18 protein-coding genes are annotated in these 20,963 nt (G+C 65.4%); 11 read left to right on the forward strand and 7 right to left on the reverse strand.

Annotated features, from left to right (window positions below; translation table 11 throughout):
• Positions 1 to 18 precede the first annotated feature (18 nt).
• The 6 genes from FJ417_RS00440 to FJ417_RS00465 all read right to left on the reverse strand — a co-directional run bounded on the left by FJ417_RS00440 (position 19) and on the right by FJ417_RS00465 (position 6,651).
• A complete protein-coding gene (locus tag FJ417_RS00440) occupies positions 19 to 681 on the reverse strand; it encodes a TetR/AcrR family transcriptional regulator (protein WP_140782090.1) in 663 nt (220 codons plus the stop codon).
• A 51-nt stretch (positions 682 to 732) separates the two neighbouring features.
• Positions 733 to 1,257: a hypothetical protein gene (locus FJ417_RS00445; protein ID WP_140782091.1), complete on the reverse strand. Its 525-nt coding sequence runs from the start codon at positions 1,255 to 1,257 to the stop codon at positions 733 to 735.
• Positions 1,250 to 4,129 (reverse strand): sarcosine oxidase subunit alpha family protein, encoded by a 2,880-nt coding sequence (locus FJ417_RS00450; protein WP_140782092.1) that lies wholly within the window; start codon positions 4,127 to 4,129, stop codon positions 1,250 to 1,252. Before FJ417_RS00450 ends, FJ417_RS00445 begins: the two co-directional genes overlap by 8 nt.
• Entirely contained in the window at positions 4,126 to 4,395 is a 270-nt protein-coding gene (locus FJ417_RS00455) for a sarcosine oxidase subunit delta (RefSeq protein ID WP_140782093.1), read from the reverse strand. Before FJ417_RS00455 ends, FJ417_RS00450 begins: the two co-directional genes overlap by 4 nt.
• Before the next feature lie 13 nt (positions 4,396 to 4,408).
• The gene (locus FJ417_RS00460) at positions 4,409 to 5,662 is read right to left on the reverse strand and encodes a sarcosine oxidase subunit beta family protein (RefSeq protein WP_140782094.1); all 1,254 of its coding nucleotides are present in this window, start codon (positions 5,660 to 5,662) and stop codon (positions 4,409 to 4,411) included.
• Positions 5,663 to 6,330: 668 nt separating this feature from the next.
• Positions 6,331 to 6,651, reverse strand: a complete 321-nt coding sequence (locus FJ417_RS00465; RefSeq protein WP_140782095.1) for a DUF1330 domain-containing protein — start codon at positions 6,649 to 6,651, stop codon at positions 6,331 to 6,333.
• Between the two features lie 126 nt (positions 6,652 to 6,777).
• Between FJ417_RS00465 and FJ417_RS00470 the strand changes: the two genes are divergently transcribed.
• From FJ417_RS00470 to FJ417_RS00480, 3 genes are all read left to right on the forward strand, one after another.
• Positions 6,778 to 7,227 (forward strand): Lrp/AsnC family transcriptional regulator, encoded by a 450-nt coding sequence (locus FJ417_RS00470; RefSeq protein ID WP_140782096.1) that lies wholly within the window; start codon positions 6,778 to 6,780, stop codon positions 7,225 to 7,227.
• A 162-nt stretch (positions 7,228 to 7,389) separates the two neighbouring features.
• Positions 7,390 to 8,160, forward strand: coding sequence for a fumarylacetoacetate hydrolase family protein (locus FJ417_RS00475; protein WP_181183121.1), 771 nt, complete (start codon positions 7,390 to 7,392; stop codon positions 8,158 to 8,160).
• Between the two features lie 25 nt (positions 8,161 to 8,185).
• Positions 8,186 to 8,920 (forward strand): SDR family oxidoreductase, encoded by a 735-nt coding sequence (locus FJ417_RS00480; RefSeq protein WP_140643150.1) that lies wholly within the window; start codon positions 8,186 to 8,188, stop codon positions 8,918 to 8,920.
• 25 nt (positions 8,921 to 8,945) lie between these two features.
• Here FJ417_RS00480 and tssH read toward each other — a convergent pair whose 3' ends face one another.
• A complete protein-coding gene (gene tssH / locus FJ417_RS00485) occupies positions 8,946 to 11,780 on the reverse strand; it encodes a type VI secretion system ATPase TssH (RefSeq protein WP_140782098.1) in 2,835 nt (944 codons plus the stop codon).
• A gap of 335 nt (positions 11,781 to 12,115) precedes the next feature.
• Between tssH and tssA the strand changes: the two genes are divergently transcribed.
• The 8 genes from tssA to tagH all read left to right on the forward strand — a co-directional run bounded on the left by tssA (position 12,116) and on the right by tagH (position 20,959).
• Positions 12,116 to 13,288: a type VI secretion system protein TssA gene (gene tssA / locus FJ417_RS00490; protein ID WP_140643154.1), complete on the forward strand. Its 1,173-nt coding sequence runs from the start codon at positions 12,116 to 12,118 to the stop codon at positions 13,286 to 13,288.
• Positions 13,289 to 13,294: 6 nt separating this feature from the next.
• Positions 13,295 to 13,831: a type VI secretion system contractile sheath small subunit gene (tssB, locus tag FJ417_RS00495; protein ID WP_140643156.1), complete on the forward strand. Its 537-nt coding sequence runs from the start codon at positions 13,295 to 13,297 to the stop codon at positions 13,829 to 13,831.
• Positions 13,832 to 13,834: 3 nt separating this feature from the next.
• Positions 13,835 to 15,340 carry a type VI secretion system contractile sheath large subunit gene (gene tssC, locus FJ417_RS00500; protein WP_140654756.1) on the forward strand — a complete coding sequence of 502 codons (1,506 nt, stop codon included), beginning with the start codon at positions 13,835 to 13,837 and terminating at the stop codon, positions 15,338 to 15,340.
• A 72-nt stretch (positions 15,341 to 15,412) separates the two neighbouring features.
• Complete coding sequence (locus FJ417_RS00505) at positions 15,413 to 15,862, forward strand: Hcp family type VI secretion system effector (protein WP_181166839.1); 450 nt, start codon at positions 15,413 to 15,415, stop codon at positions 15,860 to 15,862.
• Positions 15,849 to 16,601, forward strand: a complete 753-nt coding sequence (gene tssE / locus FJ417_RS00510) for a type VI secretion system baseplate subunit TssE (RefSeq protein ID WP_140782099.1) — start codon at positions 15,849 to 15,851, stop codon at positions 16,599 to 16,601. The genes FJ417_RS00505 and tssE overlap by 14 nt, the downstream gene beginning before the upstream one ends.
• 1 nt (position 16,602) lies before the next feature.
• Positions 16,603 to 18,477: a type VI secretion system baseplate subunit TssF gene (gene tssF, locus FJ417_RS00515; protein WP_140782100.1), complete on the forward strand. Its 1,875-nt coding sequence runs from the start codon at positions 16,603 to 16,605 to the stop codon at positions 18,475 to 18,477.
• Complete coding sequence (gene tssG / locus FJ417_RS00520) at positions 18,441 to 19,508, forward strand: type VI secretion system baseplate subunit TssG (RefSeq protein ID WP_140782101.1); 1,068 nt, start codon at positions 18,441 to 18,443, stop codon at positions 19,506 to 19,508. Before tssF ends, tssG begins: the two co-directional genes overlap by 37 nt.
• A complete protein-coding gene (tagH, locus tag FJ417_RS00525) occupies positions 19,505 to 20,959 on the forward strand; it encodes a type VI secretion system-associated FHA domain protein TagH (RefSeq protein ID WP_140782102.1) in 1,455 nt (484 codons plus the stop codon). Before tssG ends, tagH begins: the two co-directional genes overlap by 4 nt.
• The last annotated feature ends 4 nt before the right edge of the window (positions 20,960 to 20,963 follow it).

Here is a 20,963-nt window from a genome sequence, read left to right on the forward strand (position 1 = left end):
CGCGGATGGCGAGACTGCTCAGCCGGGACGTCTCGGCAGCATCTTTTTGGCGAAGGCCTCCACCTCTCCTTCGCGAGGAGCTTCGCCCGTGTGCGTGAGCAGGTAGGCCGGCGTCAGGAAGAGACGGTTGCTTACCGGTTCGACGATCTCGAGCGAGTAATAGCCGATCTGCGTGAAATACAGCACGCGCGCCCGCACGAACGCTTCGGTGGCTTCATAGCCATGCCGCGAAAACATCGCCCGGATGGCTTCGACGCGCGCGTCGTCCTCCTCGTTCACGACCCGGTGCACGTCGGCCGACTGGCGCGACCAGGCGCGCACGGCGAAGTCCAGTCGCGGATTGAAGAGCGTTTCGTCCAGCCAGCACTCGAAGACATTGAGCACGGCTTGCGTGATCGACGCGGCCGGCCGGCCGGCCTGCTCGACGATGAAACGGGTATTGTTGTTGCGCCAGTAATTCAGCAGCTGGTCGAGCAGGTCCTGGCGGCTCTTGAAGTACCAGTAGAAACTGGAACGTGAGACGTTGAGCTTCTGCCCGAGCGCCAGCACGCGCACCGCCTCCACGCCCTCGGAGATCAACGTCTCCAGCGCGAGGTTCATCCAGTCCTCGCGCGTCACCTTGGTGTTGCCGATCAGACCGGACCGCCGCACGACTTCATCAGCACTGGAATCGGAGAACATAGCGGACCGGCCAAGTTTGAACGCCGGCTAGATAGACCTGAAACCACCACGCTACAATACTTGCACTTGTCCAAGCCACTCCCAAAGATACGGGGCAAGGCCCCGGTCGATGTGGAGACGCGCCCGATGGGGGTTCCCGAACCGGTAGAAGAGAACGCCGACGCCGGCAAAAAGGATCGATGCCGAGCGGCTTGCCGCTCCGGGATCGAGCGCGGTGCCCCTGGCGATCAGGCGATCCAGGTCCGGCCCCTCGATCTCGAAGACGTGCAGTCCGGCATCCATGACCGTCACCGCGAAACCGGCCGCGTCCCAGCCGGCCGCAATGGGGAATGGCTGCTCCCCGACCGCAAGAACGCGGTCGCGCGCGATCCGCGCCATGTATCTGTCGCCACTGGCAATTGCGCCGGCGCCGACGCCCTCGCCGGCAAGCCCCGAAGCCTTCGACCAGGCGGCGAGGTCGCCGCTGACCAGAAGCTGGTTCAGCCCGCCAAGCGTTCGCATGCCGACGCTGCCTTTGCTGAGCGTAGCGGTGGCCCAGTCGGGCGCCGCCGGCCACTTTTCGGCAAGGTTACGCATGGAGCCGGCTCCCTTCCGGATCGAAGGCGCAAGGCGCGACGATCGTCGCCTGCCGCACGACACCCAGATGTTGAACGTCGATCGTTTCGCCGTGCCGCGCCGCGCCCCGTTCGATGAGCGCCAGGGCGACAGGGCGTCCCAGGGTCGGGCTTTGATAGCTGGAGGTGACGAAACCGATGCTCCTGAGCCGGCCCTCGCGCTTCTCCACGCCATGCGCGCCGGTCGCCAGCGGCGCCTCGCCTTGGCGCAGCGCAAGGCCGACGAGCTGGTTGCGGTCCATGCCGTTGCCGGCTTCGGTGAAAAGCGAACGCCGGCCGACGAACTCGTTGGCGCGTTTGGTCCGCGGTCCGGCGACGCCCAGATCGTGCGGCATGGTGGTTCCGTCGGTGTCCTTGCCGATGACGATGTATCCCTTCTCGGCGCGCAGGATCATCAGCGATTCAAGTCCGAGCAGAACGGCGTCGAAGGCGCGGCCCTGCTGCTGCATCCTCGCCCACAGCGCCTCCGCCCGGTCGGCGCGGACGGAGATTTCATAGCTGCGGTCGCCGGTGAAGGAGACCCGGGCGATGCGCACCTCGTCGCCGGCAAAGCGGCCGGCGGCGACGGCCATATGCGGCAGGCTGGCATCGTCCAGTGCTACGCCCAGATCGAGCGCTTCCACGACCTGGCGCGCATTCGGACCCGAAACGGTCAAGGTGGCGTAGTGCGCGGTGGCATTGTGGATATAGACCGCGTCGCGGCCGAAGCGGTCCTGCCGCCATTCCTCGAGGCGCGCGTGGACCGCGGCGACATGCGAGGACGAGCAGGAGACGATGAAGCGATGCTCGTCCAGGCGGACCAGGACGCCGTCATCGAAGACGACGCCATTTTCCGACAGCATGAAGCCGTAGCGGCAATGGCCGGGCTTCAGGGTCGACATGGTATTGTAATAGATGAAGTCGACAAACTCGGCCGCGCGCGGGCCGATCACCTCGATCTTGCCCAGCGTCGAGCCGTCGAAGAGCGCCACGGATTGCCGGGCCCGGCGCGCCTCGTCCTGGATCGAGGCGTCGGCTTCACCGCCGCCATAATAGGCAGGCCTCAGCCAGCCGCCATATTCCTGGAACACCCCGCCGGCGGCGCGATGGTTTGCCTCCAGCGGCAGACGGCGGACCGGAGCGTGCATGCTGCCCCGGCGCGCTCCCGCAAGGCTGGCGAAGGGGACAGGCGTGAATGGCGGCCGGTAGGTCGTGGTGCCGACTTCCGCAATGCCGCGCCCGGTGATGTCAGCCAGCAGCGCAAGACCGTTCAGGTTCGAGGTCTTGCCCTGGTCGGTCGCCATGCCGAGCGTGGTGTAGCGCTTCAGGTGCTCGACCCAGACGAAGTTCTCCCGCGCCGCGAGCTCGACATCCTTTGCGGTGACGTCGCTCTGATAGTCGATCCAGACGCGACCCTTGGCCTTGGGCTTCGGCCACAGGCTGGCGACGCCGAGCGATGCTTCCGCCCCCGTGCCGCGAGGCGCCGGCGTCGACGAACCGAAGTCGCCGGGCGCCGCGGCGCCGCTGGCCAAGGCATCCGAAAGCGAGACCGTGCCGGCCACGGCGCCGGCGACGCCAATCCCGTCGATGGCTTCGCCGGGAATGAAGGCCGCAAGCTGGTCGCTCCAGGCGAGCTTGCCTTTCGCCTGCGAGAACAGGTGCACTGTGGGTGTCCAGCCGCCGGAGACGAGGACGCAATCGGCGGCGAGCGCCGTGCCGTCGTCCAGCAGGACACCCTGGACGACGTTGCGCCCGCGCGCCGCCGTGATCGTGCGCCCAGCCACGACTCGGATATCGGCTCTTCCTCGCGCGCCGCCGTCGCGCCGGCAGTCGACCACCGTCACCGAAGCGCCGGCGGCGGCGAGCGCGGAGGCGGGTTCATAGGCGCTGTCGTTGTTGGTCGCGACCACGATTTCCCGGCCGACAAGCACGCCATGCCGGCGCAGATAGCTGAGCGCCGCGTCGGCGGAGAGGATTCCCGGAAGGTCGTTGTTGGCGAACGGCACGGGCCGTTCGATCGCGCCTGTCGCCAGCACGATGCGGCGGGGCCGCACGCGCCAAAGCGTGTCCGGCCTGCCGTCGGAGTGGCGCTGGTTGAGCGCGACCAGATTGTGGTCGTAAAGGCCGAAAGCGGTCGTATCGCTGAGCACGAGCTGGCCATCGCTCTTCAGCCTCGCAACTGCGGCGTCGACCCACGCCTTGCCCTCGACGCCATCGACCTCACCGGCGCGGTGACGCAGCGACCCGCCGGGATGCGTCTTGTCGTCGACCAGGACGACCGAGTGCCCGGCCGCCGCCGCGCTGGCTGCCGCGGCAAGGCCTGCGGGCCCGGCGCCGACCACCAGGACGTCGCAATGATGGTTGATCTGGTCCGAGACCTGGCGCGGCTTCCAGTCCGGATCGACGATGCCAAGTCCGGCCATGGCTCGGATGCGCGGTTCGAACAGGTGCCAGTCCGGCCACATGAAGGTCTTGTAGTAGAAGGCGGCGGGCAGGAAGCGGGCGAAGCGATCCAGAACGGCGTTGCGGTCGGTCTCGGCCGTCGGCGAAGCGTTGACGCTCTTGACCTTGATGCCGTCGACGGCTTGCACGGTCGTCGCGCGCGCATTCGGCACGCGGCCGATCGCGCTCTCGACATCGACCAGCGCGTTGGGCTCCTCGACGCCGGAGCCCCAGATGCCGCGCGGCCTATGGTATTTGAAGCTGCGGCCGACCACAGCCTGGCCGCTCGCGAGCAAGGCGGAGGCGATTGTGTCGCCTACAAAACCCTCGACACGCCTGCCATCGAAGGTGAAGCTCAGCGGGCAGTCGCGGTCGATGTCGCTGCCGCCGGTGGTGAGACGGGAAGCGCTCATGCGCCGTGCTCCGCTTCGCCGAGCACGGAAGAGCCCGACACCTTGTGATTGACGCTGTCGCGGCTCATCGCGAAGAACTCGCGGCATGTCATATGCACCCAGATCTCTCGCGTCGGCCCCTTCGGATTGTCGCGCATGTGGAGATAACCGGCCCAGCGCTCCGCGGTCGCGTCGCTGCCGTCGGGCCGGAGATTGCCGGCCTCGCCGCCATAGTGGAATTCGCTTTCTTCGCGCGGCCCGCAGAACGGACAGGGAAAGAGCTGCATCTTTTCTACACCTTCAATGGGCAATGCCGGAGCCGGCGGCCTCGTCGATCAGGCGGCCGCGGGCGAAGCGGTCGAGATCGAAGGGCCGGCTGATGTCGTGATGCCTGCCGGTGGCAAGCAGATGGGCAAGCAGCGTGCCGCCTGCGGGAATAGCCTTGAAGCCGCCCGTGCCCCAGCCGCAATTGAGGAAAAGGCCGGGCAGCGGCGACTCGCCGATGATGGGCGAGGAATCCGGGACGACGTCGACGATGCCGGCCCATTGCCGCATCATCTTCAACTGGCCGAAGATCGGATACATTTCGAGCATGCCGGCGATCACGCTTTCCAGCACCGGCAGGTTGCCGCGCTGGCCATAGGACGGGATGCGGTCGAGCGCGCCGCCGATCACCAGTTCGCCCTTGTCCGACTGGCTGACATAGACGCCGGTGTCGGGCGAGATCACCACCGTGTCGATGATCGGCTTGACCGGTTCGGACACGCAGGCCTGCAGCGCATAGGAATTGACCGGCAGCCGGAAGCCCGCCTTCGCCGCCAGCACCGACGAATGGCCGGCCACCGCCATGCCTGTACGCTCGGCCCGGATTGCGCCGCGCGAGGTGACGACGCCGCGGCAGCGCCCATTCTCGATGATGAAATCGGAAATCTCGCAATTCTGGATGATGTCCACACCGAGACGGCTCGCCGCGCGGGCGTAGCCCCAGGCGACAGCGTCATGGCGGGCGGTGCCGCCGCTTGGCTGCCAGGTGCCGCCATAGACGGGGAAGCGTGTGTCCGGGCTGAAATTGTAGATCGGCACGACGCGACGCACGTCCTCGACCGAGAACAACTCACAATCGATGCCGTTGACCTGAATGGCGTTGATCGACCGCGCGGCGGTTTCCATTCCCGCTTCGCTGTGCGCGAGCGTGAGGATGCCGCGCGCGGAAAACATCACATTGTAGTTCAGGTCCGTCGAAAGGCTCTTGTAGAGGCTATGGGCCAGTCCGTAGATCGCCGCGCTTTCCGGGTAGAAGTAGTTCGAACGCACCACGGTCGTGTTGCGGCCGGTATTGCCGCCTCCGATCCAGCCCTTCTCCAGGAGCGCGATGTTGGTGATGCCGTGATTTTTGGCGAGATAGTAGGCAGTGGCGAGGCCGTGCCCACCGCCGCCGATTATGATCGCGTCGTAGCGCGGTTTCGGATCAGGAGAGCGCCAGGCCTTTTCCCAACCGGTCTGACCGGCGATGCCCTCCTTGAAGAGCGAAAGCGCCGAGTACTGCCTCGTCATGCGCCCAAACCGCCGTCACAGGCCAGTGACGTCGCACCACCGCAAGGGCTTGGTCGCCGGGCCTCCAGCTCGAACATGTGCATCGATCGCCTCTTAAGATACCTGCCGTTGGTGCCAAACACCGCAAAGTGGCGCCAAGCACACACTTAGCGTGAATGTACACCTGTGTCCATTCACGCTATGAGCTCGCTTTTCGCGCGTTTCACAGATTTTGGGCATTGGTCCACCGAGACCGATAAGCGCCGAAAGCCTTCGTAAGCAGTGTTCCCTGCAAGCTGGACCGCTTTAACTTGGCGCCCCGACACTCACGGTGCCCTGTATGGTGCGATGCTGCTGGGGAAAGGCGGAGTAGGAAGATTTGCGGTAGAATTCCGCATAATTCTCATACGCTTCCCGCGCGACCTGCAAATCCTCGGCCCTCATGACCGGCCTCCAACGAGCCAAATTCTGCCTCGCAAGTTCGACCTGAAGCGGGTCGGCGTTTCAAGGAAAACTCGCACTATCCCGCTCACGTTTGTAGCATGAACTTTTCCGGGGATCGCAAGATGCGTTCCCCGGGACGCGCTCTAAGTTTTTGTTTTTATGCATGTCGTTGTCCCAGAACCGCTGCACACTTCTGGGCGACATGCATCAAGGACGAACTTTGCCGGCTCAACGGCTTGGCCCGCTCAGACGAGCGGGTCGGGAGCGGTACTTTCGCCGCGTCCCTGCTGCAGGATCATCCGTCCGCGATCGGAAGAGGCGCGGCGGAATTTCGACGCCGCCTGATAGTCGGTGTCATTGTACCATTTCTGGGCCGTGGCCTCGTCCGGAAATTCGAGGATGACCATCCGATCGGTGAAAGTCTCACCCTCGCATGTGGTCACCGGATCGCCCCGCGTCAGGAACTTCCCGCCATACTTCTTCAACGTGGCAGGGGTGAGCGCGGTGTACTTCTTGTAGGTTTCGGGATCGTGGATCCTCATCGTGCAGATCATATAAGCGGCCATGGCCTCCTCCTTCTTTCGATCGAGCTTATCGCTTTATCAAAGCGCATTCACGATAAATTTCGTTTGTCATCGCCAACTTTTCGCGCATAGTCACCAAGGTTGGGGGAAATTTTAGCTGAAAGCGCCATGATCGCACTGGACAGCATCGACCATCGCATCCTGCGCGAGCTGCGGCAGGACGGCCGCATCTCGACGGTGGAGCTGGCCGAGCGCATCGGCCTTTCGCCCACGCCCTGCGCGCGCCGGTTGAAGAGGCTCGAGGAGACGGGCGTGATCCAGGGATATGCGGCGCGGATCGATCCGGCGGCACTGGGCCTCGGCGTCTGCGTGATGGTTTCCGTGCGCCTGGGGCAGCAAGGCCCGGAAGGAGCCGGCTTGTTTCTCAACGAAGTGGCGAAACATCCGGAGATCACCGAATGCCTGCTCGTGACGGGAAACATCGACTACCTGCTGCGGGTATGGGTGAAGGACATCGCGGCGCTTCGCGAATTCATCAGCAACGTGCTGCAATCGATCCCATCGGTGGCCGAGACGTCGACTATGGTGGTGCTCAACCCCGACGAGACCAATCTCTGATGCATGTCGCCCAGAAATGTGCAGCGGTTCCGGGATAACGACATGCATCGAAACGACGTCGGGAAATCCCGATGCCGAAAACCCCTTAGGTGGTCTGGGCTTACGACGAATTTGTCCGGCAATCGGCGAGCGAATTGTCGGACGGGAATGGAGAGATTTGATATGGCGTTCGATATTGTTGGTGCCGCACAAGCGCTGGTGCGCGGCCATCAGGACAACACGCAGTTCGCGACGATCGAGGGATTGTCGGATCTTGTCTCCGCCTACAAGGTGCAGGATGCCTATGTCGGGGCGATCATCGGCGACGACCGCATAGCCGGCTACAAGATCGGCCTGACCTCGCACAGCATGCAGAGCATGTGCGGGATCGACCACCCTGTCGCCGGCGCCGTTTTCGGGCGGCGGGTAATGCATAGCGGAGCAAAGCTCTCGCTGAGAGGCTACGGCCATCTCGGTCTGGAATTCGAGATCTGCGCCCGGCTCGGCCGCGATCTCGCGCCGCGCGCCGCACCCTATACGCGCGACGAGGTCGCCGCGGCGGTCGACGGCGTCTGCCCGGCGGTCGAGGTGGTGGACGATCGTCATGCCGATTATTCTGTGCTGGACGTGCGCTCGCTGGTTGCCGACAACTCGTGGAACGCCGGCGTGGTGCTGGGCAATTTCGTCGCCCCGCCCCCAGCACTGGAGGCCGTCGAAGCGATCGTCTACCAGGATGGCGCCGAGATCGGCAGAGGGGTCGGCGCCGATGCGCTCGGTCACCCCTATGAGCCGCTGGCCTGGCTGGCCGACCATCTGGGCGCTTCCGGCAGGGGCATGAAGGCGGGCGACATCGTCATGACGGGCAGCATCGTGCGCACGCGGTTCCCCGACAAGGCTTTTTCCTATCGGTTCGACATTGCCGGTCTTGGCAGCGTCGAGGTCAGCGGCGCCTGAGGCGCGGCATCATCGGAGAGGACGGATGGATCTTGGATTGAAGGGCAGGAACGCGCTCGTGCTGGGCGCTTCGAAAGGATTAGGCCGCGCCGTGGCCAAGGAATTGCTGGACGAAGGCGCGCGCGTGGCGATCTGCGCCCGCACCGCGGCGGCGCTGGAGCAGACCGCCCGCGAGATCGGCGCGACGGCGCTCGTCTGCGACCTCGCGAAGCCGGGCGCGGCGACGGAACTTGTAGAGCGGGCCAAGGCGACGCTGGGCGCGCCGGACATCGTGGTGGTCAACACCGGCGGCCCGCCCACCGCGCCCTTCGACGAGATCACGATCGAGCAATGGCGCGCCGCCTTCGACAACCTGTTCATGAGCGCGGTGGAGATCGTGCGGGCGGTGCTGCCTTCGATGCGCGAGAAGAAATGGGGCCGCGTGCTGTTCGTGACCTCCATCGCCGCGAAGGAGCCGATCAACCGCTTCGCGCTCTCCAACTCGCTGCGCGCCGGCATCCACGGGCTGATCAACACGCTGAGCAAGGAAGAGGGCGCCAACGGCATCACCTTCAACGCGCTGATGCCGGGTTATACGCTGACCGAGAGACTGGCGGACGCGAAGCTCGACCTGGAAAAGGTGAGCCAGGCCATACCCGCCAAGCGCATCGGCCGTCCCGAAGAGTTCGCGGCGCTGGCAGCCTTCCTCGCCTCCGACCGCGCCTCCTACATCACCGGCCAGGCCGTCGCCTGCGACGGCGGCGCGCTCTGGTCCATCTGAGAGCCGGGTCCCTCACCGTGGAGGCCTATTCGAACGAGTAGGTAAATCCTTCCGCCGACGCGCCGACGGTGACTTTCGCCATCTTCTTGCCCTCGAGCGAGCGGTTGAGCACGCCGCGGCTGAGTTCCGGCAGCAGCGTGTTGGTGAGGATGGCGTCGATCATGCGCCCGCCGGATTCGATCTCGGTGCAGCGCGCCTTGACCAGGTCCATCACGCCATCGCCGATGACCAGCTCGGCATCGTTGGTTGCCTTGAGGCGCTTGGCGATCTTGCCGAACTGGTGCCTTGCGATCGCCTCGATCATCGCATCCGAGAGCGGATAGTAGGGAATGGTCACCACCCGGCCGAGGAAGGCGGCCGGGAAGACCTTCAGCAGCGGGGCGCGCAGCGCGGTGTCGAGATCGTCGATGCCGGTGCGCACCGTGCCGTTCCTGGTGCGGTCCATGATGACGTCGGAGCCGACATTCGAGGTCAGCAGGATCAGCGTGTTCTTGAAGTCGATGCGCCGGCCCTCGCTGTCATCCATCATGCCCTTGTCGAAGACCTGGAAGAAGATCTCGTGCACGTCCGGATGCGCCTTCTCGACCTCGTCGAGCAGGATCACCGAATAGGGTTTCCTGCGCACCGCCTCGGTCAGGATGCCGCCCTTGCCGTAGCCGACGTAGCCGGGCGGCGCGCCCTTCAGCGTCGAGACGGTGTGCGCTTCCTGGAATTCGGACATGTTGATCGAGATCAGGTTCTGCTCGCCGCCGTAAAGCGTCTCGGCCAGCGCCAGCGCGGTCTCGGTCTTGCCGACGCCGGAGGGGCCGCAAAGCAGGAACACGCCGACCGGTTTTTCCGGCGCGCCAAGGCCGGCGCGGCTGGTCTGGACGCGCTTGGCGATCATTTCCATAGCGTGGTCCTGGCCAACCACGCGCTCGGACAGGGTCGCTGCGAGCTTCAGCGCCTTCTCGGTCTGGCTGGAGAGCATGCGTCCGGTCGGGATGCCGGTCCAATCCTGCACCACGGCGGCGACCGCGTTGCGGTCGACCGACGGCAGGATCAGCGGCGTCTCGCCCTGCGCGTCGGCAAGCTCGGCCATCAGTTCGCGCAGCCGCGCGAGATCGGCGGCCTCATCAGCCGGCTCGGCGGAAGCCGTTTCGGCCTTCGCAATCTTGGCTTTCGAGGACTTTGCCTTCTTCGAACCGGCAGCCTTGCCGTCGCCGGCCTTGCTCTCGCCAGCCTTGCTCTCGGGCGCCTTTTGTTCGGGCGCCTTTGCCGCGCCCTCGACGCTCCCCGTCTCCGCGGCGGCCTCTTCAACCGCAGCCTCGTCGAGCGGCACGCCCTCGCCGCGCAGCTTGGCGCGCAGGTCGAGGATTTCGCTCACCAAAGCCTTCTCCCGGTCCCAGCGCGCCTGGGCAGCGGCCAGACTGGTCTCGGTTTCCGCCAGCCCGGCGTCGACACGAGCCTGCCGGTCGGCGACGTCGATGCCGATCGCCGCCTCGCGGCCGATGATGCCGCTCTCGACCTCGAGCGCCTGTCGGCGGCGCAGGATGTCCTCGACCTCGGCCGGCGTCGCATGCTGCGAGACCGCGACGCGGGCGCAGGCGGTGTCGAGCAGGCTGACCGCCTTGTCCGGCAGTTGCCTGGCCGGGATGTAGCGGTGCGAGAGCGAGACCGCCGCCTCGATCGCCTCGTCCAGGATCTGCACCTTATGGTGCTGCTCCAAGACCCCTGCGACGCCGCGCAACATCAGCACGGCCACCGCTTCCGAGGGCTCGTCGATCTTGACCACCTGGAAACGGCGGGTCAGCGCCGGGTCCTTCTCGATGTGCTGCTTGTATTCGGCCCAGGTCGTGGCGGCGATGGTGCGAAGCTCGCCGCGCGCCAATGCCGGTTTCAACAGATTGGCGGCGTCCCCGGTTCCGGCCGCGCCACCGGCGCCGATCAGCGTGTGCGCCTCGTCGATGAACAGGATGATCGGCACCTCGGAGGCCTGGACCTCGTCGATGACCGCCTTCAGCCGCTTTTCGAACTCGCCCTTGACGCTGGCGCCCGCCTGCATCAGCCCGACATCGAGCATGCGCACGCTGACATTCTGCAATGTCGGTGGCACGTCGCCCTGGGCGATGCGCAGTGCAAAACCCTCGACCGCCGCGGTTTTGCCGACGCCCGCCTCGCCGGTCAGGATCGGGTTGTTTTGCCGGCGTCGCATCAGGATATCGACGATCTGCCTGATCTCCGGATCGCGGCCGACGACAGGGTCGATCTTGCCGTCGCGGGCGCGTTGGGTGAGGTCGGTTGCGTATTTCGCCAGCGCCGAATCCCCGCCCGGACCGCGCTTCATCGGCGTCTCGGTAGCGGCCGCGGCGGGCGGTGAGCCGGCTTCGAGAGAGCCTTCGGTGACGTCGGCGAAGCGGGAAACGACACCGTCGGCGTCGATCTTGTCGAATTCGGCGCTGATCTTGGACACCAGGCCTTCCAGCACCGGCGTCTTCAGGCAGGCAAGCAGGATATGGGCGCTACGCACCTCTTCCACGCCGAACTCCAGCGTCGCCAGGTTCCAGCCTTCCTGGATGGCGTGGAAGATGTGGTCGGAGAATTCCTCCACCGAGGTGGCGCCGTAGGGCAGCTTGTCGATGGCGCGGGTCATGTCGGCCGTCAGCCGGCTGGCATCGATACCGGCGTCGGCGACGATCATCTGTACATCCGAGCGCTCGGACAGCACCAGTTGCTGGATGAAATGGACAAGCTCGACATAAGGATTGCCGCGCAGCTTGGCCGTGTCGGCCGCGGCCTTGAAGGCGCGCACCCCCGTGGCGTTGAGCTTGGCAACCAGTTCCTTACGCTTGAAACTCTGCGATGACCGGCGCTGTTCCATCGAACCTGCTCCCGCAACCTGCCGACCGTACCCTGCCATATAAGCTGCTGCTTGACAAAGCCGCGTGGCGGATAAGGTTTTTGAATCTATCCGGGCGGCACCGCCCGGTTACACAAGCCTTGCAAACTCGCTGCAACAAACACCGGATTGCTGCCCGGGCTATGCGAGCCATTTCACATACCGGGTCTGGCAATCGCGCAATGGGTTTGGCCAAAGAAAGAACGGTCGCGTTTAGCTTCCGTTAGTTTTTGCGCAGGTGCTCAATTGTCGTCGCGTGAGGCCGGTGATAACGTTGCGTCACATAGGGGTCTCAGGGCCGCTGGCTGGGGGTTGGTGTGATTGATCTCGCACTCTGGCTGAATCCTCTGAACGGTGAGAATCCGTCGGGAGAGGACTTGCGCAACGACCCGGCCTTTCATGAGCTGGAGCGCTTGACCGAGCCTCAGCTCAAAGTTGTCCATGACGGCAACAGCAAGCCCGCGTCCCAGTCCAGTCCAGTCGACTGGGCGGCGGTGCTCGAAAGGGCCGAAGAGTTGCGCACCCGCGGCCGGGACCTGCGCCTGCTGGTCATCGTCGCGCGGGCCTTGGCCAACGAGGAAGGGCTGGCCGGCCTCGCCCAGGGGCTGACGTTGATTGCGCGAACCTTCGAGCAGTACTGGGACACGATGCACCCGTCGCTGCGGACGGGGGCCCCACGCGAAGCTGCCTTACGCCGCATCAACGCGCTGCTCGATCTGCAAAACGGCCAAGAAGGCTTGCTGGCGAACCTCAGGCAGGTGGCCTTCTTCTCCCCGCGCGCGATCGGGCCGATCAGCGGCCGGGACCTGGAACAGGCTGCGCTCGACGAACGCGTCATGCTCCAGGAAGCAGCCTCTGGCCTCGGGACCGCCGAAAAGGCGGCGCTGACGAGCGCCCACAACCAGCTGTTGAACCGCGTGCGCACCGGATGCGCGGCGCAAATCGATCAAGCAGCGGATGTGATGACGTCGCTGCTGGCCGACGCGCGTGCCGCGATCGCCGCGCTCGAGGCGGTGGACACCGCACTCAACGCCCGCATCGAAGGCCATGGCGCCACCGTCCCGGAATTGAAGAAGTTCCTGCAGCGTTTGCTGACGACGCTGGAGCGGAATTCCAGTGGCGGCGCCACGGCGAACGGCGCCGCGAAGCCCGCTCCGCAGGCGGCGGCGGAATCAGCGATGCCCGCCCGCAACGGTCATGGAGCCGAGACGATGGCAAGTGTGGCAAGCCCTGTGGACGCGAGCGCCGGTCTGCCGGACCGGATCAACTCGCGCGACGAGGTCGTCAAATGCCTCGACCTCGTGGTCGCCTTCTACGACCGCACCGAACCGTCCAGCCCCATCCCGCATCTCGCCCGGCGCGTGCGCCGGATGGTGCACATGGATTTCGTGGAACTGATGGAAGATCTCGCCCCGTCGGGGCTGAAGGAGTTCCGGCAGCTTGCCGGCGTCCCCGATCCCAAGAAGCCGGCCCAGAAGGATGAAAGGTAGAAAAGCATGCCAGCAGAGAGCAAAGCGAAGGTCATCGAAAGAAACCGCGCGCCGCGCGTGCAGATCGCCTACGATGTTGAAACCTACGGCAGCCCGACGACGATCGAACTGCCGTTCGTCATGGCCGTGATGGCCGACCTTTCGGGCGCTTCGCAGACCAAGGAAGCGTCGAAGTCGGTGCTTGACCGCAACTTCGTCGAAACCGACGCCAACCGCTTCCCGAAATTCATGGAAGCGATGGGGCCGCGGGTGAAGGCGCGGGTGAAGAACACCCTGCCACAGGCCGAGGGCCAGGAGCGGGATGAAGAGCTCATGGTCGATCTCACCTTCTCCAAGATGGGCGACTTCGCGCCGGACAAGGTCGCCGAGCAGGTCCCGCAACTGGCCGAAATCCTGAAGATGCGCCGTCAGCTCGAGGAGTTGCTTGGCTTCATGGACGGCCGCGTCGACGCGGAAAAGCGCATAGCGCAGCTTCTGAACAACGAGCCGCTGCTGAGCAAGATCGCCAGCCAGGCGATGGATGACGGCAAGGGCGAGGAGTAAGTCATGGCCGAACAGCAAAAGACCGCAGCCGCCACCGCCGAGGCGGAAGCCATCGATCTTGGCGAATTCAGCGGCCTCCTTGAAAAGGATTTCAAGGTCAAGAAGGACGACAGCGAGAAGCTGCAGCAATTGGTGCGCAACCTGGCGCTTGCCGCGCAATCGCGCTCCGAGACCACGACCATCTCGTCCAATGCGATCAAGTCGATCAAGTCGCTGATCGCCGGCATCGACAAGATGCTGACGACGCAGGTCAACGAGATCCTGCACGCGCCGGAAGTGCGCGAGATGGAAGGCACCTGGCGCGGCCTCTGGTACCTGATCAACAACACCGAGACGGACACCAAGCTGAAGATCCGGGTGATGAACATCTCCAAGGAGCAGTTGGCCGACACGCTCGAAGATTATGAAGGCCAGATGTGGGACCAGAGCCCGATCTTCAAGAAGGTCTACACCGACGAGTATTCGATGCTGGGTGGCGAGCCGATCGGCTGCATCATCGGCGCCTATGAATTCTCCAACCATCCGCGCGACGTCGGGCTGCTGCGCAACATTTCCGGCGTCTGCGCCTCGGCGCATACGCCGTTCATCGCTGCCGCCTCGCCACGGCTGTTCCGCATGGACAGCTGGCAGGAACTGCCGAACCCGCAGGACCTGCAGATGATCGTGAACAACCCGGCCTATGCCTCATGGCAATCGCTACGCGAAAGCGAGGATGCCCGCTACATCGGCCTTACCATGCCGCGGGTTCTGGCGCGCCTGCCCTATGGCTCCGAGACGGTTCCGGTGAAGGGCTTCACCTTCGAGGAGGAGGTGGGCGGCGACCACAACAAATATGTCTGGATGAATGCCGCCTTCCCGATGGGCGTGAACATCAACCGCAGCCACAAGCTCTATGGCTGGGGAACGCAGATCCGCGGCGTCGAGAACGGCGGCACGGTGCTCAACCTGCCGGTGCACGCCTTCCCGACCGACGACGGGTCGATCGCGATGAAATGCCCGACGGAAGTCGCCATAGACGACCGGCGCGAGGCGGAACTGGCGAAGCTCGGCCTGATGCCGATCCTGCACCGCAAGAACACCGATCTCGCGGCCTTCATCGGCGCGCATTCGCTGCAGGACGACGAGACGCGCGCCGGGCGTCTGGTCGACCCCGACGCCCAGTCGAACGAACGGCTGAGCGCCAACCTGCCCTACCTCTTCCCGGTCTCGCGCTTCGCGCACTACCTCAAGGCGATCGCGCGCGACAAGATCGGCTCGTTCAAGGAACGCACCGACATGGAGACCTGGTTGACCGAATGGATCAACCGGTACGTGCTGGCCAACCCTGCCTTTGCCGACGACAAGGCGCGCGCCAAGCGCCCGCTTGCCGCGGCCGAGGTCCAGGTCGACAGCGTCGAAGGCCGGCCCGGTTACTACAATGCCCGTTTCTATCTGCGTCCGCACTACCAGCTGGAAGGCATCAACGCCTCGCTCCGGCTGGTGTCGGAATTGCCGTCAGTGAAGGGCTGAAATCGCAGTCATCTTGTTTCGTTTTGAAAGCGGTGGAGAAAGACAATGCCTGATAGAGCCGATGCGCCTTCGATGAAGATCGACGGCTTCCTGAAAGTCCCGGATATCAAGGGCCCGAGCAAGCGCGACGGCCATGAGGACGAGATCGAGATCCATGGCGTCGATTACAAGATGATCGCGCCTTACGATCCCAATTCGCTGTCGCGGCGCGGCCGGGTGTCGATGGGAATGATCAAATTCTTCAAGCACTACGACAAGTCGTCGCCCTACCTGAAGAAGGCGCTGTTCGAGAACAAGGCGCTGGACGAAGTGGTGTTTTCGGCCCGCCGCACCATTGACGGCGAGACCAGCGACTATCTGGTCGTGACGCTCACCGACGCCTCCGTCATGGAATACGACATGCGGCAGGCCCACGACGAGGCGGACCTGATCGAGGAAGAAGTCAGCTTCGCCTACAAGAAGATCAAGTTCGTCTACGACAAGGACGACGAGATCGAAATGGACGTCTATGTCGGCAAGTGAGGCCAAGCGGCCTGGCGCGAAAGCGCAGCTTGCCGGCAGTTCGCAGGCAAAGCGCGAGGCGGTCCAGCCCTCCCTCTGGGACCGCCTCGTCAACGACTTGCCCGGGCTGACGTCGGAGATCGACGGGCTGCGCCGTCTGCTGGAAGAAGAACTCGGCGCCGAGCGCGTCGAGGCTCTTCTTGCCGGCAGCGCGCGCGTCATCGATGCCGATGCCGAACTGACATCCGAGCAGAAACGACGACTGCACAGACTGGTCTTCCAGACCGAGCATCGCACCGAGATCGAAAGCCGCGGCGTGGTGGTGTCGGCGCGGGTGCTCAGGGAAGCGGTGCGGCGCGACATCGAGGCCCTGTTCAACACCGAGCGTTTCGAGTCCGTGCCGATGCTTTCCGACGCCGAGCACGAACAGCCTTTGGATGAGCTGCCGCCGCTCGCCGACTTTCCGGAGGTGCGCCGCAGCGTCGTCAACTATGGCGTGCCGTCGTTTTCCGGCCGCTCGTCGCGGGATTTCGACCGCGACACGCTGGCGCGCGAGATCCGCGCGGTGCTCGCCACTTTCGAGCCGCGCCTCAAGGAAAGCGCTACGACCGTCAACGTCACGCTTGGCGACAAGACCGTCGGCCTCAAGATCGAGATCGACGCCGTGCTGATCATGACGCCGACGCCGGAACGCATGCGGCTGCGCACCACGATCAATCTCGACAACGGCCTGGCGCGAACCGAATTCCGGGAGACCTGAGATGGATCGGGTCTTCGTGGAGTATTACGAAGAGGAACTGACCCATATCCGCGCGCTGGCCGCGGAATTCGCCGACATGCATCCGGCGGTCGCCCGCAACCTTTCCCTCGACACCGTTCCCTGCCCCGATCCCTATGTTGAACGGCTGCTCGACGGTGTCGCCTTTCTTGCCGCGCGCACGCGGCTGAAGGTCGACGCCGAGCGCTCGCGCTTTTCGCGCGCCGTGCTCGACGTGCTCTATCCGGACCTGGTGACGCCGGCGCCGGCGACCGCGATGGCCGTGCTGAAACCCGGGCAGCAGGTGCAGTCGATGATCGCCGGCCATGCCGTGGCGCGCGGCACGCGGCTGGTTTCCGGCCTGCATCCCGGGCTCTCGACGCGCTCGACCTTCACCACCGCGCAAGAGGTCACGCTGTGGCCGATCGCGATCAATTCGGTCAGCTATTTCCAGGACCGCAGCGCGCTGGCCGCCGCCGGCATCGCGCCGGTCGGCGGCGTGCGCGGCGAAGCGGCATTCCGCATCGCGCTTACCCGGACCGGGAAGGGCAAGCTCAGCGAATTGTCGCTCGACCGGCTCGATCTCTACTTCGCCGGGCGCACCAAGGCGCCGCTCATCTTCGACGCGATCTTCGGCGCCTGCTCGGCCGTCGGCGCGCGGGCGGAAGGCAAGACCAATCCGCTCACGGCGCTGCCCGAGCCCGAAATGATCGGCATCCACGACGACGAAGCGCTGATGCCGCGCACCCGCCCGACCTTCGAGGGATACCGGCTGCTGCGCGAATATTTCCTGATCCCCGAGCGCTTCCACTATGTGCGCGTCGCCGGCCTGCAGCCTGTGGTGCGCAAGTGCGATGGGGCAATAGAGATCATCTTCCTGTTCCGGCGTCCGGTGCCGGAACTCGCCGATGTGGCGGTGGCCGATTTCGAGCTGTTCGCAACGCCGATCATCAATCTCTTCGAACGCGAGTGCAACGTCATCGAGATCGACCCGCGCCGGACGCGCCAGGTGCTGCATGCCGACCGCACCCGGGCGCGCGATTTCGAGATCTTCCGGGTCATCCGGGTGGAAGACGCCGACGCTGAAGGCAGCGAGGCGATCATTCCCGAATTGTTCAGCCTAGGGCAGAACCGGGGCAGCGGCTGGGTCTATTCGGCGGAGCGGCGCCCCCGCCGGGCCACGGAGGACGAGCGGCGCGACGGCCTGACCCGCACCTCTTACACGGGCGACGACGTGTTTCTCGCCGTCTCGCGTCCGGCCGGAAGCCAGCCCAACCGGCCGCTGAAACGGCTCGACGTGATGGCGCTGTGCACTAACCGCGACCTGCCGATCCTGGACGATACGCCGGCGCTGACGCTGGAGACCGCCGATCCGGTGGAAGCGGTGCGGCTGCTCGGCGCGCTGCGGCCGCCGCAGCCGGCGATCCCGGCGGCGCTGCCGGCCGGCGCCGAAGGCGAATCCCGCGCCGACAATCTCGCCTGGCGGCTGGTGGCGCAGCTCTCGCTCAATTTCCTCAGCCTCGCCAAGGAAGGTCGCGGCGTCGATCCGCTGCATGCCTTGCTCGACCTCTACGCCGATCGCGGCGATCCGAGCCTTGCCCGCAACGTGTATTCGATCACCCGCATCGACTCGCGGCCGGTGATCGAGCGGCTCAAGATCGACGGACCGATGTGTTTCGGCCGCGGCACCGAGGTGACGCTGCACGTCGACCAGTCGGTGCTGGCGGGCCAGAGCACGCTGCTGCTTTCGGCCCTGCTTGCGCGGTTGTTCGCCCGCCACGCCGGGATAAATGGTTTCGTGCGGACGCGTACGCGGTTGCTGCAGAAGCAGGAGGATGTGCCATGGCCGATGACGCCCGGCAATCGCTACCTGATCTAGCGTGGCTGGCCCCAACCGAAGCGGAGCCGCTGTCGGAGGGGTACGATTTCTTCGAGCTGCTGCGCCGCCTGGAGCAGCGGCGTGGCTTGTTCGGGCATTCCGGAACCGCGGACCGTGAGCCGGCAAGGATCGGCCAACATGTGCGGCTGAGCTTCTCGGCCAGGGACGTGGTCAAATTCCAGAACGCCAGGGACGAGGCTCCGGCGCGGGTGACGGTCGCCAATCTCGGCCTGCTCGGGCCGGAAGGACCGATGCCGCTGCATCTGACGCGCTGGGTGCTCGACCGGCTGTCGCAGCGCTGGTTCACCGGCGCCGATGCCGAGCAGACCAGCGACACGACCTTCGTCGACTTCGTCAACATCCTGCAGCATCGCATGATCGCGCTCTATTACCGCGCATGGGCGGACGCACATCCGGCGGTTCAGGTCGAACGTTCGGTCGGCGGGCGCGTCCGCGCCATGCTGGAAGCCATGGCCGGGATCGGCCTTCCCGGCACGCAGGATCCCGAGCTCGACACGGTGCGGCTGCGCCAGGCCGGATCGCTTGCAAACCAGGTCGACGGCGCGGAGCGGCTGACGCTGTTTCTCGCCACCGCCTTCAAGGTGCCGGTGCAGATCAAGGAATTCGTCGCCGCCTGGATCACCATTCCGGCGGCGCTGCAGAGCCGTGTCGGCAAGGCCTATGCGACGCTCGGCAGCGGCGCGACGATCGGGCCGCGCGTCTTCAGCCGGCAGAGCCGGATCGAATTGCGCGTCGGACCGCTGAGTCTTGACGATTTCAGGTCCTTCCTGCCCGGAGAACGGCGCCTTGCCCTGTTCAAGAAGGCAGTGCGCGACATGATCGGCGAAGCGCTCGATGTCGATCTCAGGATCGTGCTCGCGCGTGAAGCCGTGCCTTCGCCGAAGATGGGAACCATCCAGCTTGGCCGAACCTCCTGGCTTTCGCGGCCCGCCGAAAAGGGGGACGCCGACGATCTCAGGTTGCGCACCATCGTCGGCTGGCGACCGGAAATGGCGGAGGCAGCCGCATGAGCCTGCTGCTGACGCTGGAACAAGGCCCGCGCTCGCAGGTGGTCAGGCAGACCCGGCTGGACGAAGGCGAACTGGTGATCGGCCGCAGCGCCGATGCCGGCTGGCAGATCGACGATCCGGACATGTTCGTTTCACGCGCCCACTGCAAGATCAGCGGCGGCCGCGACGGCTACTTCGTCACCGACACGTCGAGCAGCGGATTGTTCATCGACGATTCCGACAGCCCGCTCGGCACCGGCAGGTCGACGCGCCTGCAAAGCGGCATGCGGCTGCGCCTGGGCGACTATGTGCTCCATGTCGAGGTTCAACCCAGCGCTGGCCACACCTCGATCGGTCAGGCGCCGGTCGCCAACGCCGCGCCGGCATGGTCGCCGCCGCAATCGCGGACGCCACCCAGCATTGGCGGCGACGACTTCTTCTCGGCCAAGGTCGAAGAAGAGCCGCAGCGGCCGCGCCCGGCAGGGCTGCCCGATCCGTTCGAACAGCCTGTGCCCGGGGCTTACGATCGCGCCGCGAACCAGCGCAGCTCGCCCGCCTTCGACGACCCGTTCAGCCTCGATCCGGTGGCGACGCCGGCCTCGAGCGAAGAGCCTGACGCCGCCCAAGCGGACCCCTTCGGCTTCGGCGAGATGCCATCGCGCAACGATATGCCCGAGCCCGCGCCGAAACCGTCCGGCTTCGACGATTTCAGCTTCGGACCAGCCGCGACGCCCGCTTCCGGCAGCAGCGCCGACGCAACCGGTCGCAACGGGCGGCCCGCCGAGAAGCCGAAGGCCGCCCGTCCATGGGAGATACCGGCGCAGGCGGCCGACCCCTCAGCGCCACCACCTCGCCCTGTTCCCGTTCCCAAGCCATCGCGTCCGGCGCAACCGGCGTCCAGCGACATGGCGTTGCGCGCCGCGTTCCTGCGCGGCATGGGCGTCGAGGAGGCCGATTTTCCCGGGCGCGATGCGATTGCCGAAATGGAAAAGTTCGGGCGGGAATACCGGCTGATGCTCGATGGCCTGATGCAGCTCCTGCGCAAGCGCGCCGAAGAGAAGGGAAGCGCGCGTGTCGCCCAGACCATGGTCGGCGCCTCCGAGGTCAACCCGCTCAAATTCCTGCCGACGGTCGAGGATGTCATCGTCACCATCATCGCGGAACGCAGCCCCGGCTTTCTCTCCGGCGAGGCGGCGATCGGCGACGCGGTCAAGGATCTCGCGCAGCATCACGTGCGCGCCTGGCGCGGCGTGCAGGCGGCGCTGCGGCGCATGATCGACCGTTTCGATCCGGCCGCGATCGAAGAAGAGCTCAAGTCCAATTCCGCGATCGGCAATCTGCTCGCCGGGGGGCGCAATGCCAAGCTGTGGGAACTTTACCAGAAACGCCATCGCGACATCGCCCAGAGCGCGGAATCGAGCTTCCTGGGCGAGATCGGCGCAGACTTCAGGGATGCATATGAAGAGGAGTAGGGAC

It is taken from the genome of Mesorhizobium sp. B3-1-7 (assembly GCF_006439385.1).
GTDB lineage: Bacteria > Pseudomonadota > Alphaproteobacteria > Rhizobiales > Rhizobiaceae > Mesorhizobium.